The sequence below is a fragment of the Oceanisphaera pacifica genome, from assembly GCF_017498065.1.
Lineage (GTDB): Bacteria > Pseudomonadota > Gammaproteobacteria > Enterobacterales > Aeromonadaceae > Oceanimonas > Oceanimonas pacifica.
Window position 1 is genome coordinate 37,669 of record NZ_JAGDFX010000014.1, and the last position, 16,137, is coordinate 53,805.

Annotated in this window: 11 protein-coding genes and 1 riboswitch; of the genes, 4 read left to right on the plus strand and 7 right to left on the minus strand. The window is 49.9% G+C overall.

The annotated features are described in order from the left end of the window. Positions 1–278 precede the first annotated feature (278 nt). Positions 279–1,319 (minus strand): dihydroorotase, encoded by a 1,041-nt coding sequence (gene pyrC, locus J3U76_RS11790; protein WP_208006176.1) that lies wholly within the window; start codon positions 1,317–1,319, stop codon positions 279–281. A gap of 544 nt (positions 1,320–1,863) precedes the next feature. Beyond that, positions 1,864–1,966, plus strand: a riboswitch (TPP riboswitch). 51 nt (positions 1,967–2,017) lie between these two features. Between pyrC and J3U76_RS11795 the strand changes: the two genes are divergently transcribed. The 3 genes from J3U76_RS11795 to J3U76_RS11805 all read left to right on the plus strand — a co-directional run bounded on the left by J3U76_RS11795 (position 2,018) and on the right by J3U76_RS11805 (position 5,026). Next, positions 2,018–2,794, plus strand: a complete 777-nt coding sequence (locus J3U76_RS11795) for a 3-oxoacyl-ACP reductase (protein WP_208006177.1) — start codon at positions 2,018–2,020, stop codon at positions 2,792–2,794. Further along, positions 2,794–4,101 carry an LLM class flavin-dependent oxidoreductase gene (locus J3U76_RS11800; RefSeq protein ID WP_208006178.1) on the plus strand — a complete coding sequence of 436 codons (1,308 nt, stop codon included), beginning with the start codon at positions 2,794–2,796 and terminating at the stop codon, positions 4,099–4,101. Before J3U76_RS11795 ends, J3U76_RS11800 begins: the two co-directional genes overlap by 1 nt. A 235-nt stretch (positions 4,102–4,336) precedes the next feature. Beyond that, positions 4,337–5,026: a type 1 glutamine amidotransferase domain-containing protein gene (locus J3U76_RS11805; RefSeq protein WP_208006179.1), complete on the plus strand. Its 690-nt coding sequence runs from the start codon at positions 4,337–4,339 to the stop codon at positions 5,024–5,026. 76 nt (positions 5,027–5,102) lie between these two features. Here J3U76_RS11805 and J3U76_RS11810 read toward each other — a convergent pair whose 3' ends face one another. The 5 genes from J3U76_RS11810 to J3U76_RS11830 all read right to left on the minus strand — a co-directional run bounded on the left by J3U76_RS11810 (position 5,103) and on the right by J3U76_RS11830 (position 13,089). Beyond that, positions 5,103–5,855: an ABC transporter permease gene (locus tag J3U76_RS11810; RefSeq protein ID WP_243454234.1), complete on the minus strand. Its 753-nt coding sequence runs from the start codon at positions 5,853–5,855 to the stop codon at positions 5,103–5,105. Further along, positions 5,852–6,799 (minus strand): ABC transporter ATP-binding protein, encoded by a 948-nt coding sequence (locus J3U76_RS11815; RefSeq protein WP_208006180.1) that lies wholly within the window; start codon positions 6,797–6,799, stop codon positions 5,852–5,854. Before J3U76_RS11815 ends, J3U76_RS11810 begins: the two co-directional genes overlap by 4 nt. Further along, a complete protein-coding gene (locus J3U76_RS11820; RefSeq protein WP_208006181.1) occupies positions 6,796–7,947 on the minus strand; it encodes an ABC transporter permease in 1,152 nt (383 codons plus the stop codon). Before J3U76_RS11820 ends, J3U76_RS11815 begins: the two co-directional genes overlap by 4 nt. 122 nt (positions 7,948–8,069) lie before the next feature. Beyond that, positions 8,070–8,984, minus strand: a complete 915-nt coding sequence (osmF, locus tag J3U76_RS11825) for a glycine betaine ABC transporter substrate-binding protein OsmF (protein ID WP_208006182.1) — start codon at positions 8,982–8,984, stop codon at positions 8,070–8,072. A gap of 37 nt (positions 8,985–9,021) precedes the next feature. Then, positions 9,022–13,089, minus strand: coding sequence for a hypothetical protein (locus J3U76_RS11830; protein WP_208006183.1), 4,068 nt, complete (start codon positions 13,087–13,089; stop codon positions 9,022–9,024). Between the two features lie 286 nt (positions 13,090–13,375). Here J3U76_RS11830 and sstT point away from each other — a divergent pair, with 286 nt between their 5' ends. Continuing rightward, complete coding sequence (gene sstT / locus J3U76_RS11835) at positions 13,376–14,596, plus strand: serine/threonine transporter SstT (protein WP_208006184.1); 1,221 nt, start codon at positions 13,376–13,378, stop codon at positions 14,594–14,596. Between the two features lie 78 nt (positions 14,597–14,674). Here the strand turns inward: sstT and J3U76_RS11840 are convergent, their stop codons facing one another. After that, entirely contained in the window at positions 14,675–16,084 is a 1,410-nt protein-coding gene (locus J3U76_RS11840; protein WP_208006185.1) for a YfcC family protein, read from the minus strand. Between the last annotated feature and the right edge of the window lie 53 nt (positions 16,085–16,137).

Genomic DNA, 16,137 nt, shown 5'->3' on the forward strand with positions numbered 1-16,137 from the left:
CAGTGTAAAGCGTACGGCTGCTTGTTAGATGGATTGCCGCGTCGTTGCACTCCTCGCAATGACCAAAGGACGTCGCTCTGGCTTTTCGTCGGGGTCACTTATTTTAATGAAGAGTATTGGCCCTTTTTATCGGCGAACGCTTGCTCTCGCATTTCGGCTTTATGTTGTTCCACAAAAAAGCCCCAAACCATAGGTTTGAGGCTTTTTGTCTAGCTAGGCGCTTAAGTTAAGTGTTTGCTTGTTCGCTTTACCCCTTACGCCTCACTCATTACAGCCGATTATTTCACCATCCAGCTAATACTTTCACCGGCGCGAATGGGTACCAGTTTATTGCCGCCTAAAGGCAAAGTGTCGGGTACACTCCAAGACTCTTTCACTAAGGTAATAGTGTCTTGGTTGCGGGGTTGGCCGTAGAAGTCGGGGCCATTGTGGCTGGTAAAGGCTTCTAACTTATCCAGTGCGCCAGCTTCTTCAAACACTTCGGCATACAGCTCAACGGCGGCGTGAGAAGTGTAGGCGCCAGCACAACCACAAGCGGTTTCTTTATTTTGCTGAAAATGCGGTGCTGAGTCAGTTCCCATAAAGAACTTCTTATTACCACTGGTGGCGGCGCGTACTAAAGCTTGCTGATGTGTGTTGCGCTTTAATATGGGCAAGCAGTAATAATGCGGGCGAATGCCACCCACCAACATGTGGTTACGGTTAAACATCAAGTGGTGAGTGGTAATGGTGGCCGCAATATTATCACCCGCTTGTTCAACAAAGTTGACGGCATGCTCTGTAGTGATGTGCTCAAGTACAATTTTTAAGTTCGGGAAGTCACGCACTACATCTGGCAGCACGGTATCGAGGAATACTTTTTCGCGATCAAAAATATCGATGTTGGCATCGGTCACTTCACCATGTACTAACAATAGAATGCCGGTCTCTTGCATCACTTCCAGTACCGAGTAAATATTTTTTACGTCAGTTACACCCGAGTCTGAGTTAGTAGTGGCTCCTGCAGGATACAGTTTACAGGCAACTATTTTACCTGATGCTTTGGCGCGGCGAATTTCTTCGGGGTCGGTTTTATCCGTTAAGTATAAGCTCATTAATGGCTCAAACTGACTGCCTTGTGGGCGTACGGCGGTTATTTTGTTGTAGTAATCCAGCGCCAGCTCTGTAGTGGTGGCAGGTGGCAGTAGGTTGGGCATGATAAGTGCGCGACCTAAGTAACGGCTGGCATCACGAACGGTATCTTTAAGTTGCTCGCCATCTCGCAAGTGTAAGTGCCAGTCATCTGGGCGGGTTATGGTTAAGGTGGTTGCGGTGCTCATTGCGTTGGGTTCTCCATTACATCCATACTCCATTATCCACGGCTTACCGGTATTAACCAAACTCTCTGGAGCTTTAAGCGATCAGCCGTCAGCTTTCAGTTAAAGAATAGACACCATTTGTGCAGCTGATAACGAGCTTGCGGCTTCCCTAAGGACGAGGTTGTATTTTTATTTAACTGACAGCTGATCGATTATGGCTGAAAGATCCCCGTAGATACTCTGTTGGACGTCAAGGCTTTGCACTATATTGTTATGCGTCCTTATTTCGTCTTTGCGAGCGTAGCGCGGCAATCCATTTCAAAAGAAAGCGCTACATCTAACGCTGACCGCGTTACGTTAAAGAAAAACTGCGGTTTTGTTTTTTCGTAAAGCGCTGAGCGTAAAGCGTACGGCTCGGGCTGCTTGTTAGATGGATTGCCGCGTCGCTCCTCGCAATGAACAAAGGGTGGCTCTGGCTTTTCGTAGGGGAGGGGTTATGTTTTGATGTATCTTTCGACTGACAGCTTACGGCTTTCAGCTCTGTGTAGGGTTATGTTATGGTCTAGCGAGTGACACGGGGTGTCTGGTAGCAAATATGCCTGGCTGAGATAACACCCGTCGAACCTGATCCAGTTCATACTGGCGAAGGGATGTCTGCCTTTTGGCTCGCGGCAATGATTGCCCATACCTTCGCCTCTGACTCTTAGAGGTTGAAAACCATGCAACAAGCAACGCAAACATTTCCCCAACAGTTAGTATTAGTCACCGGTGGTGCCCGCGGTTTAGGTGAGCACTTAGTACGCGCCTTTTTGCGCGAAGGTGCCAAAGTGGTCATTAACTACTTAACCAGTGAGCAAGCAGCCAATCAATTGGCTGCCGACTACCCAGAACAAGCGCTGGCGCTACAGGCCGATGTCACCGATGCAGACGCGGTACAAGCCTTATTTGCTAAGGCCAAAGCGCACTTTGGGCAGCCCATCACCACAGTTATCAATAATGCACTGCCAGCATTTTCTTTTAATGGTGATGCTCGTGAAAACGCCGATCAGCTTAGCTGGAACAATGTACAGCAGCAGTTTGAAGGCATAGTAAAAGGCGCACTGAATACCACACAAGCCGCTTTGCCCGGCATGCGCGAAGCCGGTTTTGGTCGTATTGTTAACGTAGGTACTAACTTATTTCAAAACCCGGTAGTGCCATATCACGATTACACAGCTGCGAAAGCCGCATTACTTTCGCTTACTCGCACCCTCTCTCAAGACGTAGGCCCAGATCAAGTAACGGTTAATATGGTATCGGGTGGTTTACTGCGTACGACCGATGCCTCAGCGGCAACCCCAGAAGAGGTGTTTGATTATATAGCTTCCGCCACACCGCTGCGCCGTGTAACCACACCGGCTGAGTTTGCTGATGCTTGTCTTTTCTTTGCCTCACCTTGGTCACGCTCGGTCACGGGTCAAAACTTGGTGGTAGACGGCGGCTTGGTGAAAAACTAATGACAACTGCTAATAATAAGCAACGCATGATGCACCTTAATCTCTTTATTATGGGGTGTGGTCATCATAAGGGCGCTTGGCGTCATCCCAACTCATCGGTAGAGCGTTTAGGGGATATTCGCTATTACGAAGAGTTAGCGCAAATTGCCGAGCGCGGTAAATTTGATGCGGTGTTTTTTGCCGATGGCCAAGCGGCTGTAAATGTGGCAGATGGCGGCACTTTTTTCTTAGAGCCGTTAACGGCCATGGCAGCCATGAGCCGCGCGACAAGCAACATCGGCCTGATCAGTACGGTTTCTAGCACCTTTTATACCCCGTTTCACGCTGCTCGTATGATGGCGTCATTGGATCATATATCGGGCGGCCGCATGGGCTGGAACGTAGTGACATCTATGTTTGATATGGAAGCGCGTAACCATAACTATCAAGCAATGCCGGTACATGCCGACCGCTACCGTCGTGCCGATGAGTTTGTTGATGCCGCACTTAAGCTGTGGGACTCTTGGGCTGAAGATGCCCTAAGGCTTGACCGTGCCGGCTACTATGCCGACCCTGATAAAGTACAGCCAATTCACCATGATGGTGAGTTTTTTTTAGTGGATGGCCCACTGAATGTGCCACGCCCACCCCAAGGGCATCCGGTATTATTTCAAGCTGGCGCTTCTGAACAAGGGCGAGAGTTAGCATCGCGCCGTGCCGAAGCTATTTATGCGGTCGCCTACGACTTGCCAGCGGCACAAGAATATTACCGAGATATTAAGCGTCGCGTGCAAGAAGCAGGGCGAGAAGTTGATGTGCCCATCATGCCAGGTTTGGTGACCTATGTGGCGGCCACCGAGCAAGAAGCCAAAGCTAAGCAGCGTGAACTAGATGAAATGCTGCCCGTGGAGGCCTCGTTGCGCCAGCTCGGTTTGTTTATTGAACAAGACTGCTCCAACTGGGACCTTGATGCGCCCATGCCAGAGTTGCCACCTTTGTCGGAATTTACCGGACCTAAAGGCCGTTATAGTACTATTTTGCGCATAATAGAAACTGAACAGCCCACGGTACGAGAACTATTGGGGCGCTTAGCCGCGGGGGGGGGTCATTGCACCATGGTGGGCACACCTGCGCAAATAGCCGATAAAATGGAGCACTGGTTTAATAACGAAGGGGCCGATGGTTTTAATCTGATGCCACCATCACTGCCCTACAGCATTGAAGACTTCGTTGAACAAGTGGTCCCTGAACTACAACGCCGCGGCTTATTTCGAACTGAGTACGAGACCAACACACTGCGTGGTCACTTAGGCTTAGCCAAACCCTAGCCCTTTGGGCAGTTGTAAGCCGTAAGCTATAAGCGGTCAGCTACTGATAATCTACTAACAGGACAGCTGTCAGCCGTAAGCGGTCAGCTACTGATAACCTACTAACAGGACAGCCAACACATGTAGGCTGTCCTTTTTTTGGCTGACGGCGTATGGCGTAAAACGGTCAGCTTGTTTTCTTCTTAGATAATCAGCTAGGCTGATAAGTGCGTCTACTTTCTTTTAAGGAACCCAAATGGAAATATTAATGGTGATGACCTCACATGAGCAGTTGGGTAATAGTGGCAAGAAAACTGGGCTTTGGCTTGAAGAGTTTGCAGCAGCTTATTATGTATTTAAAGATGCTGGCGCGGATATTATGCTGGCCACCACGCAGGGTGATATGCCGCCAATTGATCCTAATAGTGTGGAGCCCGAGGCATTAACCCTAGCCACCGAGCGTTTATTTGCTGATGCCGCAGCCAAGGCGCAGCTGGCTTGTACCCATGAGGTAAAAGATTTTATTGTTGCTGAATTTGATGCCATCTTTTATCCCGGTGGGCACGGTCCGTTATGGGATTTGGTCGATAACCCTGACTCTATTCGTCTTATTGAAGGCATGTTTGCGGCTCATAAACCGGTAGGCTTGGTGTGTCATGCGCCGGGTGTATTGCGTGATGTAAAAGGACCTGATGGGCAGCCGGTGGTGAATGGCAAACGGGTGACGGGTTTTAGTAACAGCGAAGAAGCCGCAGTTGGGTTAACTGACGTGGTGCCGTTTTTGGTTGAAGATATGCTGAAAGCCAATGGCGGTGATTATCACAAAGCAGACGACTGGCAGCCCCACGTTGAAGTGGATGACTTGTTGGTAACCGGGCAAAACCCCGCGTCATCCACCGCCACCGCCGAGGCCTTGCTAGCAATACTCCAAAGGCCCATTCATTAACGAGCCCTTCGGGCAGCTGTAAGCTTGAAGCCGTAAGCTGTCAGATAAACACCGCTTTTTGGTCTTTGCTGATCGCTTAAAGCTTACGGCTTACCGCTGGCGATAGCCGCCGCTCTAAGTGCTGTAATAGTGAATCGGTAATAATGGCCATCAGCGCCACCATAATGCCGCCTTGCAGTACGAAGGCCATATTGTCGGTGAGCAGGCCGGCAATGATCACCTCACCAAATCCCTTCGCCGCCACCGTCGATCCTATGGTGGCAGTACCTATGCTGATCACTAATGAAATACGAATGCCTGCCACTATCACCGGCAATGCCAGTGGCAGCTCAATTGACCATAATCGTTGGTGTGGACTCATGCCCATGCCGCGAGCCGCCTCACATACCCGTTCGGGTACCTGCTGCAAACCGGTGACGGTATTTTCATAAATAGGCAGCATACCGTAGAGGAACAACGCCACTAAGGTGGGAGTTAAACCAAAGCCCAGCGCCGGTACCGCTAGTGCGAGTACGGCAACGGGAGGGAAAGTCTGGCCTAAATTAGCGATGGCACGCGCCAGCGGTAAAAATTCTCTGCCACTGGTGCGAGTCACCCAAATTCCGGCGAATAGGGCGACCAGAGTGGCGGCGGAGATAGCAATAAATACGGCAGCCAGATGCCAAAGCAATAAATTAAAGACGCTGTCGCGGCTATAAATGGCGGGCGTGCGCTCGTCGACAAAGTAATTAAACAAAGGAGCCAGCCATTCTATATTGATGGTCATTATCAGCAATAGCAGCATGGGCAACCCTAGGCCTAACCAAGTACGCACGGCCGGTATTTTCATACTCGTGCACCTTGTTGTAACAAGTCATGCAGAGAAACCTGGCCTACGGTTTGGCCTGCTACATTGACTACCTGCAGCTGCTCTACTTGCTCCCAAATCAGTAATGCCATGGCTTCGCGTAAGCTGGCCTCGGCATGAATACAGGGCAGCGGGTGAGTTGCCTGTGCTATTGGCGCTGTCATGATCTGGCTGACCTGTTTGGTGCTCAACAAGCGTAGTGGTCGCTCACTGCCGCCGACAAGCTCTTGTACAAAACCAGCTTTAGGGTTGCGCAACAGTGCTTCTGGCGTGTCTAGCTGCAGTAATGTGCCTTTATCCATTACTGCAATCACATCGGCCATTTTTATGGCTTCTTCTAGATCGTGGGTCACCATAATAATGGTGATCCCTAGTAGTTGCTGTACCTTTAATAATTCATCTTGTAGCAGCTCTCGGGTGAGCGGATCTAGGGCACCAAAAGGCTCGTCCATCAGCAGTAGTTCTGGTTTGGCGGCCAGCGCTCGCGCCACGCCTACTCTTTGTTGTTCACCGCCCGATAGTTGATGAGGGTATTTACTGGCAAAGGTAGCAGCATCTAACTTGAATAAGGTCAGCAACTCGGTTACACGAGCATCAATCTCTGGCTTTTTCCAGCCTAACAGCTTAGGTACGGTGGCAATGTTTTGCTGAACGGTGCGATGGGGAAATAAGCCCATGCCCTGGATGACGTAGCCGATGCGTCGGCGCAATTGTTCTGGCGACTGTGTAGTGACATCTTTGCCCTTGATCAAAATTTGCCCTTGGCTGGGTTCTATCAGTCGGTTAAGCATGCGTAGCATGGTCGACTTACCACAACCGGATGTTCCTACTAATACGCAGAACTGGCCGCTATCTACTTTGAACGAAAGGTTATTGACGGCAACTTGTGCGCCAAACTGTTTGCTGAGTGCTTTCACTTCGATCATGCTTTGTTGCCTCGTTGCAGGGCTATTAGAGTATCGATCACCATGGCAAATAAAAAGGCCAAAATAAGTGTTGGTACTGCACCTAATAGCACTAAGTCGGTGGCGGTTTGGCCCAAGCCCTGAAAGATATAAGTACCAAAGCCACCGCCACCGACCAGCGCTGCTACTGCCACTAGGCCGATATTCATGGTCACCACTACTCGCAACCCCGTCAAAATAACCGGCAACGCCAACGGAAATTCCAGCTGCCATAATCGCTGGTTATGGCTCATGCCCATGCCGGTGGCGGCGTCGCGCACGCTAGCATCAATTTGATCGAAACCGAGCGCGGTATTACTTACGATAGGGAGTAATGAATAAAAAAACAGCGCGATAACTGCAGGGGCTGCGCCTATACCACGAATGCCGAGCTCGGCCAATATCGGGTAGCCGGTGGCCAGCATACTCAGCGGGATCATCAACAGCCCAAACATGGCTAGGCTGGGGATGGTTTGCAAGATATTCAGCACCGGAAACAGCGCCGCTTTTAGGCGGGCCGAGCGATGACAGCGCACGCCCAGCGGAATACCGATTAACACAGCGGGCACAATGCTGCCGAGTGCTAGCTGCAAGTGGCGAACTGCCTGATCCCAGAAGTTGATTTGGTTGTGGTATTCCTGCAATAACGAGAGCGAGTCCCAGTGGCCACTGGCCAACAATAGCAACAGGGAGCCCATAATCAGCGCCACCAGTGCTAGCCGAGACAGCGGCCCGAGCGCCAGCTTAATAGTGGCATCGGTGATCAGCAATACCAGCCAAAAAAAGGCCAACCAAAAGCCACCGTTAAGAGAAATGCGAGCTAAGGGGTTGGCCTCCATCAATAGCAGAGATGCGCTGAACCCGACGATATACATCAGCGTTATCAAGGTCGCTAACGTGAGTAACATTCGGGTGGGAATTGCTGTTTTGAATAGAGATATTAAGCTAGTAAGCGCTAACAATATTAGCAGTGGGGCTAGCGTTGCTAGGCTGGCGGCATCCAGTAGCTTCAAGCTTTCACCTGGCATTATGCGGTTTGGTTGCAGGCTAACCAAGGGCAGGGCAAGCAACGACAGCAGTAGGGCTACCCCAAGCGTGCTGCCCACCTTGTCCAAATTAGAAAACGTCAAAAAAACTCCTGAAATATAGATAAGGTTTGTCAGTCACAGATACTAGCCAGTTAATAACAAGTCCTTCGTTCGGTATTCACTGTACAGATAATAGGACTGTTACTTAATCAATTTGGGATTCATTAATCCTGTAAAAATCCCTTATCAGACAGATAGTTTTTAGCAACGGCCTGGGGGCTTTCGCCACCAATGGCGATGCGACTGTTGAGCTGTTGCAGGGTTTTCACGTTCAGTGACTGAAAAATAGGTGCCAAAATAGTGGCGATTTCTGGGTGGGCCTGCAAAGTCTGCTCACGCACTATGGGGGCAGGGGCGTAGACGGGTTGCACGCCCTTATTGTCTTTCATGACTACTAGTCCTACTGAGGCGATGGCACCGTCGGTACCGTACACCATGGCCGCATTAGTATTGTCGGTTTGTAGTGCCGCCGCCTTAATGGTGGCTGCCGTGTTACCTCCAGCCAGTACTAATAGTTGGTTATCGTCTAGCGTAAAGTCATAGATTTGTTGAAAAGCAGGCAGTACTGCTGGGCTAGACACAAACTCAGCCGATGCGGCGAGTTTTATTTCGCCACCTTGTTTCACGTAGTGCCCAAAGTCAGACATGGTGTGTAGCTGGTGGTTATCGGCAACATCTTGGCGCAGCGCGATGGCCCAAGTGTTATTAGCGTTGGCGGGGGGTAGCCACACCAGCTGATGTTGGTCGTAATCTAGCTGCTTGGCTTGCTCGTAACCCTGCTGAAAGTGTCTCCATACTGGGCTTTCTTCTTGCTTATGGAAGAAGGCAGCGTTGCCTGTGTATTCTGGGTAAATATCAATTTCGCCCGAAATAATGGCCTTGCGCACTATGGGCGTACCGCCCAGCTGGGCACGATTTTCTACCTCAAGCCCAGCTTCTTTTAGCGCCAAATAGATAACATTGCCCAACAGGCCACCTTCGGTATCTATCTTAGAAGACACCACAATGGCGTCAGCGGCTAAAGCGGGAGCCGCCGCTAACGAAAGGGTAAATATGGCCGAAGCCAGCGACTTCTTCATCAATTTTTGTCCTTGTCTTAAAATGAATCCCGAAGACTTAAGGCTTTCCCTTGCCTTCAAAGTCGATATGTATATTCAACGGTCGCCATAATCCTTGCTGAGAAAAACACTCCCAGCCCCAACGTAACCAATGCAGCAGGGCAAAAGCCAACCAGAGCGCCCAACTCAACATTAATAAGCGATATACCAACAAAGGCACCGACACCACCCAAGCTTGAGGCAAGCTGTTAGCACTTCGGTCTTGATACCAACGCAGCACAGTACCATAAGAGCGATTACCACTAACTTGCATATTGGGTAATCCCAGCAAACCTTGTTGTATGGCGAAAAACAGCACGCTTAACGCCAATAAAGTGAGCAAAACTAACCCTACTTGCACCAGATTAAACACCTTACCTGCCGACTGATGTTGCCAACCTTGGCGTAAGCCCAGCGCCAGCAACCAGCCCACTACAATAAACGCCATCCATAGCGGAATTTGTGTAAGCCCAATACCCAGTAATAACCAATGGTGAAAACGCAGCGGCGTAAAGCGGATACGACTTAAGCCCACGGCTAACAGTACAATAATGGCCAGTAAACTCCAAAATAATACCGCCGGGCCCATGTTTGGCCCTGCGGTAAATAATACCCAGCGATCTTCCCCCAAATTGAGATCGATATCGTTATTTACGCTCGGGCTATTGAGGTTAATAACGGGGGTCGTGAGCAATGGCTCAACACCGCTATTATGACGCCAGCTTATCTGTATATCTTGCGCCCCCGGGGTGAGGGGAATAATTAAACTATTGTCTTCTTGTAGGCGAAGAGGCTGATTTTTATGGTTAATTACTACCGATTGTAACTTGATATTGTTGGGCAGTTGTAGGCGGTGTTGTCCGCCTTGGCTGCTGCGTATTTGTAGCGCTAAATTGGCATCCATGGCTCTGTGGCCCGGCGTTAAACTGAGCTTGGTGCTGTCTATGGTGAGCGTTTGGCCCGCCACACCTGCAGGGCGACTTATGTTAAGTGTGACAGTCTCACCAGGCCAAGGCCGCCATTCAGGTAACCTATAGCCACTGGCATTTTGCTGATAAATAACCGGCAACTCACTCGTAGTGATATGCCAAATAGCGCTAGCATCTAGTTGCCAGCGCTCGTTCCAATGCTCGGTATTGGCCGCTTTTAGCGTTAACGTTTCTGATTTTTCTAATCGCGACTGCCAACTAGCGGTTTGCTGGTTGGCGCTAAAGTGAATGATCGCCTTGCCTGCTTTAACATTTACTCCCTCGGTGAGTACCGATTCATTGGCTAACAGCGGAATAGCAAGCGACATTGGTTGGCCCAGCGGAGATTGTCGACGCACTTGAGTGCTGACATTCCAGTTGAGATCTAAACGTAAAGTACGCTCTACGCTAGCAAACTTTGGCGGTGCGCCTGGCTCTAGCTTGCGCGGTGTTGGGGTTGAGCTTACCGCCGGCACTTTATTGAGCGTCAGTTGCGCGCTGGGCACGCCATTGTCATTAACCCCTTGCCAAGTCCAGTGGGCTTGGGCGGCATGCAGTGTTACCCGATGCGGGCGCAGTAACAGTGGCAGTCTGATGGATGTTTGTTCATTGAGCGAGCCGGTTAAACGCACGGTGTGAATACCTGCGGGTAAGGGCACATATAAGGCACCATTGGGCTGGCGCAATAGGGCGCTACTGGCGTTGTCATTCACAAACACCTTATTGGGCAGCCAGTGTTGGGCATTAACAGGCAAGGGGACGGCCACGGCTTGCTGAGTATGTATTTCTAACTCGGCGCTTAGTTGCTGTTTATCTAGGGTGATATCTAACGTCGCGATTTGTGCACATTGTGGCAAGCACTCTGGCGGCGCGAGCAGCTTGGTTTTTAGCTCCGTTAATAACTGCTCATTGGGTATGGCTGCCTGTGCGGGGGTGGGGCTTGCCAGTAATAAAGGCAACAATAAGGTAGCGGGCAAGATAAGTGCCCCCACACTGCCTTTTGGTAATGCGGCTTTTGCACGGCTAAGCCTGATGCCGGTCATGCGTAGCACCAGCAGGCTAATCAATAATACGCGCAGCACATTTAATATCATGTTCACGGTGGGAGAGAGCAGTACTAATTTAATCTGTTGATCTTGTTGCACTGGGCCATTCCAAGTTAGGTTTATGCTATTCCATTGCCATTTAGGCATGCCGGGACCGGTTTGCACTTTGGTGTTGGGATCAATTTGGGTTAATGGCGCAGGCTGGCTGCTGGCCTTAGGTGAAGGCAATCGTTGGCTGGTACGCACTTGTTGCGTTAGCTCTGCGGCAGCTTGCTGCACCTGATTACTGCTTATGCTGTCCATAGCTGCTTCGTTTATTTCAGGAGCATGGCGATAAGGCGTAGTGTGTGCTAACTGCGGATACATAGCGGTGCGTATTTGATCCACCATAAATGGAATAGCAATCAGCAGCAGTACCAGCAAACTTGCGTTACGATAACCGATCACCACTTTTTTGAATCGGCCCGCTGGCAATACTTTTAGCAAAGCTGCGGCTGCTAATAAATGCAGCCATATCCAACGAGGTGGGCCAAATCCGGCTGCTTGGTGCCAAATTAACGAGAGTGTCACTAGGGTGATTAACCCCCATTGCCAGCCCCACAAGCGAAATGCAGCAACGGCGGCAATCAGTACTAAAAATAAATCAAGTAAGGTCCAACTTTGCAGCCAAGTATTAGCGCTGTCCATACCCGAGGCAGACAGCAAGCTCCAACCAGGAGGAAGATGCAATTGGGTATGCAAAGACTGTAAGTCAATATTCCAGCCTACGGCAGGCAGGCTGGAAATCTCATCTTGGTAGCGGCTATCGGCGCTCACATTAAGCTGGCCACGGCGCACTTCAACGCCTCTTTGATTGGTGCCCTCAAGCTGTGTAATAAACTGATCTTGACCATCCATAGCAACACGACCCAAGATTAATTGAGGGTGTGTTGCTAGTCGCCAACCTTGGTTCATGCGCCCAGTAATGCTGTCTTGTATACTATAACCGCGACCATCAAAATCTAGCCAAAGCTGGCGGCGTAAATTAAGTTTATCGGGCTGAGCATTCTGGTGACCACGGCGAATTTCACGCAAGCCCATGCTCTCGCCTTGGCGTATTTGATAAGCGGGTAGTTGCTGCCAAGCTTGGGGTAGGTTGGTTTGCTTAGGATCAATTGCCGTTACATTCTCCACCTCCACTAAGCGCAGCTGTGGCTTAGCGTCAAATACCCATACCTCTTGCTCCGGCCAAGGCGCGTTGGCGTTAGGTACCCTTAGCTGGTTAATATTGGTGGGGTGGCGACTAACTAAGTTAATGCTCCAGCGACCAGGGCGCACTTGCACTCTTAATTGGCCGTTGGCCTCTAATCTGGCCGGCAGTGGGCTGTCGAGCTGCAGGGGGATCTGTTGATCAAGTAGCAGTGGCCCAAGCAATAGCTCGCGTTGCTCGCCAGCTACTTCTAAGTTAATTAAGGTGGTTACCTGCAACGGAATACTATCAGAAATTTTACGAAACACCTGTAACGAGAGTGCATCACCTTGTGGCGCACTTGTGGTGTTATTACTGTTATTTTCCCCCAACCATAAACGGCCGTTTTTATCTAACTCTACCTTTTTTATTGGTTGATTATTGATAGTAAGTGCTAACAAACCTGTAGCCGGATTAAGCATTAAGTTTTTCGGTAATGTCGGCCACTGCCATTGTCCAGTTACTAAGTGCTGGCCCTTGGGGAGCTTAATACGTGGGCGCCCTTTTTTTATCGATACCGCTTTGGGTTGACCATTCACTGTAATTTGTTGTGGCCAATGCTCTCGATTACCAGGCAGCGCAACCCAGCTGTCATTATAAAGCTGCCACTGCTGACGAAACTGGCCGCTGTTATCGGTTAAATCCAGCGCAAGTTGAGTGGGCCAAGCACATTGATAGCCTTCAGCTTGGTTATAAATAAATGGGCACTGGCGGTGTTCTTCGCCTTCTAACACCCAGTTAATCCAAGGCTGTAATGGTTCAGGTACTTGCTCTGGGCTAATGGCCCGAGCAGAGGTGGTCAGCAGGCTAAGCATCATTAGTAACACTAGAATGACAGAGCGCATAAGATTCCTTTCTTTGCTAAAGGGGCAACAGACAATATAGATATTAGCTTAAGTGCTTGAGTTAGCCTGTGTATTATCGACATCCTAACATGAGGACGTGCGCAACAAAGCGCTGTACTTTTAACGTGACCAAGCTGTTAGTTAAAAGCTCAGCCGTTATAAAAAAGATCTATCTGTGCGCTTTGTTGCAAAATGCTGCGCTTTTAGTTTTTTTATAGCGTGTTCTGCTATAAAGTCGCAATAATATTGGTATATAAGATGGATTTTCAGCCATCAGAGGATGATTATGAGCCAGACACAACCCTTGTTATTTCGCCTCACTCACAGTGTGAGTTTAGTAACGCAGATTTTGATTGGTATTATTGCCGGTACGCTATTAGCCATTGTTGCCCCAGAAGCCGCTAACTCTGTCGGCCTATTGGGGAGCTTGTTTGTTAGCGCCTTAAAAGCCGTGGCGCCTATTTTAGTGTTTGTATTGGTGCTGTCTTCTATCGCCAACCATAAACAGGGCAGCCAAACTAACATCAAGCCGATTTTGGCCTTGTATTTAGTGGGTACTTTTATTGCAGCTCTTACCGCAGTGCTAATGAGCTTTATCTTTCCAACCACCTTGGTGCTGGCGCTAGATGCAGCAGATGCCACGCCGCCAGAGGGCATAGCGGAAGTATTGCACACCTTATTGTTTCAGATAGTGGATAACCCAGTAAATGCGCTGCTTTCTGGTAACTTTATCGGTATTTTGGCATGGGCGATTGGCCTAGGCTTGGTGTTGCGCCAAGGCTCTGAATCAAGCAAGCATGTGTTTCGCGATATTTCTGATGGTGTTTCTAGCATAGTGCGCTTTGTGATCCGTTTAGCTCCACTGGGTATTTTTGGCTTGGTGGCCAGCACCATTGCCGCCACCGGTTTTGATGCACTGTGGGGTTATGCGCGCCTGTTGGCCGTACTTATTGGCTCTATGCTGATTATTGCCTTGGTGATGAACCCGCTCATTGTGTTCTTTAAGCTTCGTCGCAATCCATATCCGCTGGTGTTTAAGTGCTTGCGCGAAAGTGGCGTAACGGCCTTCTTTACCCGTAGCTCGGCGGCAAACATTCCGGTCAATATGGATTTATGTAAGCGCCTAGACCTGCACGAAGACACTTATTCTGTGTCTATTCCGCTGGGTGCCACCATTAATATGGGCGGCGCGGCCATTACCATTACCGTGCTTACCTTGGCTGCGGTACACACTTTAGGAATAAATGTAGACCTAGGCACGGCACTATTACTGAGCCTGATTGCCTCGGTTTCTGCTTGTGGTGCGTCTGGTGTGGCGGGAGGGTCTTTACTCTTGATCCCACTGGCATGTAGCTTGTTTGGTATTTCTAATGACGTCGCCATGCAAGTGGTGGCTGTCGGCTTTATTATTGGCGTATTACAAGATTCGGCAGAAACCGGCCTTAATAGCTCTACCGACGTGCTGTTTACCGCCGCCGCCTGTCAGGCAGAAGAAAAGAAAGCTTGATCTCAGGCCCAGTGGATAAAAAGGCCGCAAGCGTTTGCCTGCGGCCTTTTTTGTTTGCCGGTGATCGGAGAATCGAGTTTAACTTCCTAATACCACTCCCAAGCTAAGCATGCTCATGACCATCAGGATAAGAAAGCCCAGTAAGGGTCCAATAAAGCGCAGCCAAGCGGCATAGGATACCCGTCCTATGGCTAGGCCACCCATAACGATGCCGGAAGTAGGCGTCACTAGATTGGGTAGGCCGGAAGCAGACTGGAAGGCGGTCACTACTAGTTCACGACTGGTACCGGAGAAATCGGCCAAGGGTGCCAGTATCGGCATTGATAGTACTGCCAGCCCAGAGGAGGAAGGCACGATTAGACTCATTATCGCTTCTATCCCATAAATCGCATTGATAAAGGCGATCTGATGCATTCCTGACAGCAGCCCTTCAGCATAGTTGAGTATGGTATGAGTGATGTTGCCGTTATCCATTACTACCACTAAGCCTCGGGCAATGGCGATAATCAGTGCCACCCCCAGCAGATCCCGAGCACCACCGATAAAACTGTCGGTTAGTTCTGATTCAGACAGTCGGCCTACTAGCCCCACCAATATGCTAGCACCGATAAAGAGCGCTGAGAGTTCGGCCATCCACCATCCGCCCGCCGATACACCCCACATCATTACTCCAAAAGTCAGGGCGAATATAGCCAGAATGATCTTGCGAGTTGGTGTTAGCTCGGGTGCCTTTTGCTCTTTTCCGTGCAGAAAGTGTCGCTCGTTTTCTTCCTTCTGGTGAGCGACTACGGAAAGAGATGGATCCTGCTTCACTTTTTCTGCATAGCGCATGACATAGAGCACGCAGGCCAGCCAGCCTAGTACTAAAATCGCCAAGCGCAGGCCAAAGCCGTCCATAAAATTGATCTCGGCGGCATTGGAGGCAATTACGGTCGCGAAGGGGTTGATAGTTGAGCCTAAACAGCCGATACCGGCACCTATCATGATAATAGCTATGCCCACTATGCTGTCGTAACCGGCGGCTATCATCACCGGGATCAGGAGGGCATAAAAGGGGAGAGTTTCCTCGGCCATACCGTAGACAGTTCCGGCCAGAGCAAACAGGCCCATCAGCAGCGGGATCATCCATTTTTCTTGCCCCTTGAGCCGGGCCATGCTGCCATTGATACCAGCATCTATAGCTCCTGTGCGAGTAACCACCGCCAGAAAGCCGCCAATCACTAGTACAAAAAGAGCTACATCCACGGCTCGGGCGACATAGTTAACTGGATCATAAAATCCCTGCACCGATGCCATCAGGATCTCCACGATGCCTTGCGGATTGGCATCAACCAAGTGATAGGAGCCTACCTGAGGTACTAAGCGCCCTAGGTTTTCGTTTTCTACCATCTGATACTGACCGGCAGGAATAATCCAAGTCAGTATCGCCATCACCACGGTAAGCAGAAATAATATGGTGTAGGCGGAGGGAAACTTTATTTTGGTCATTAAAATATCCTTATCACGCATCAGCCGTGTTACCGGCAATAAAGCAGTGGCTT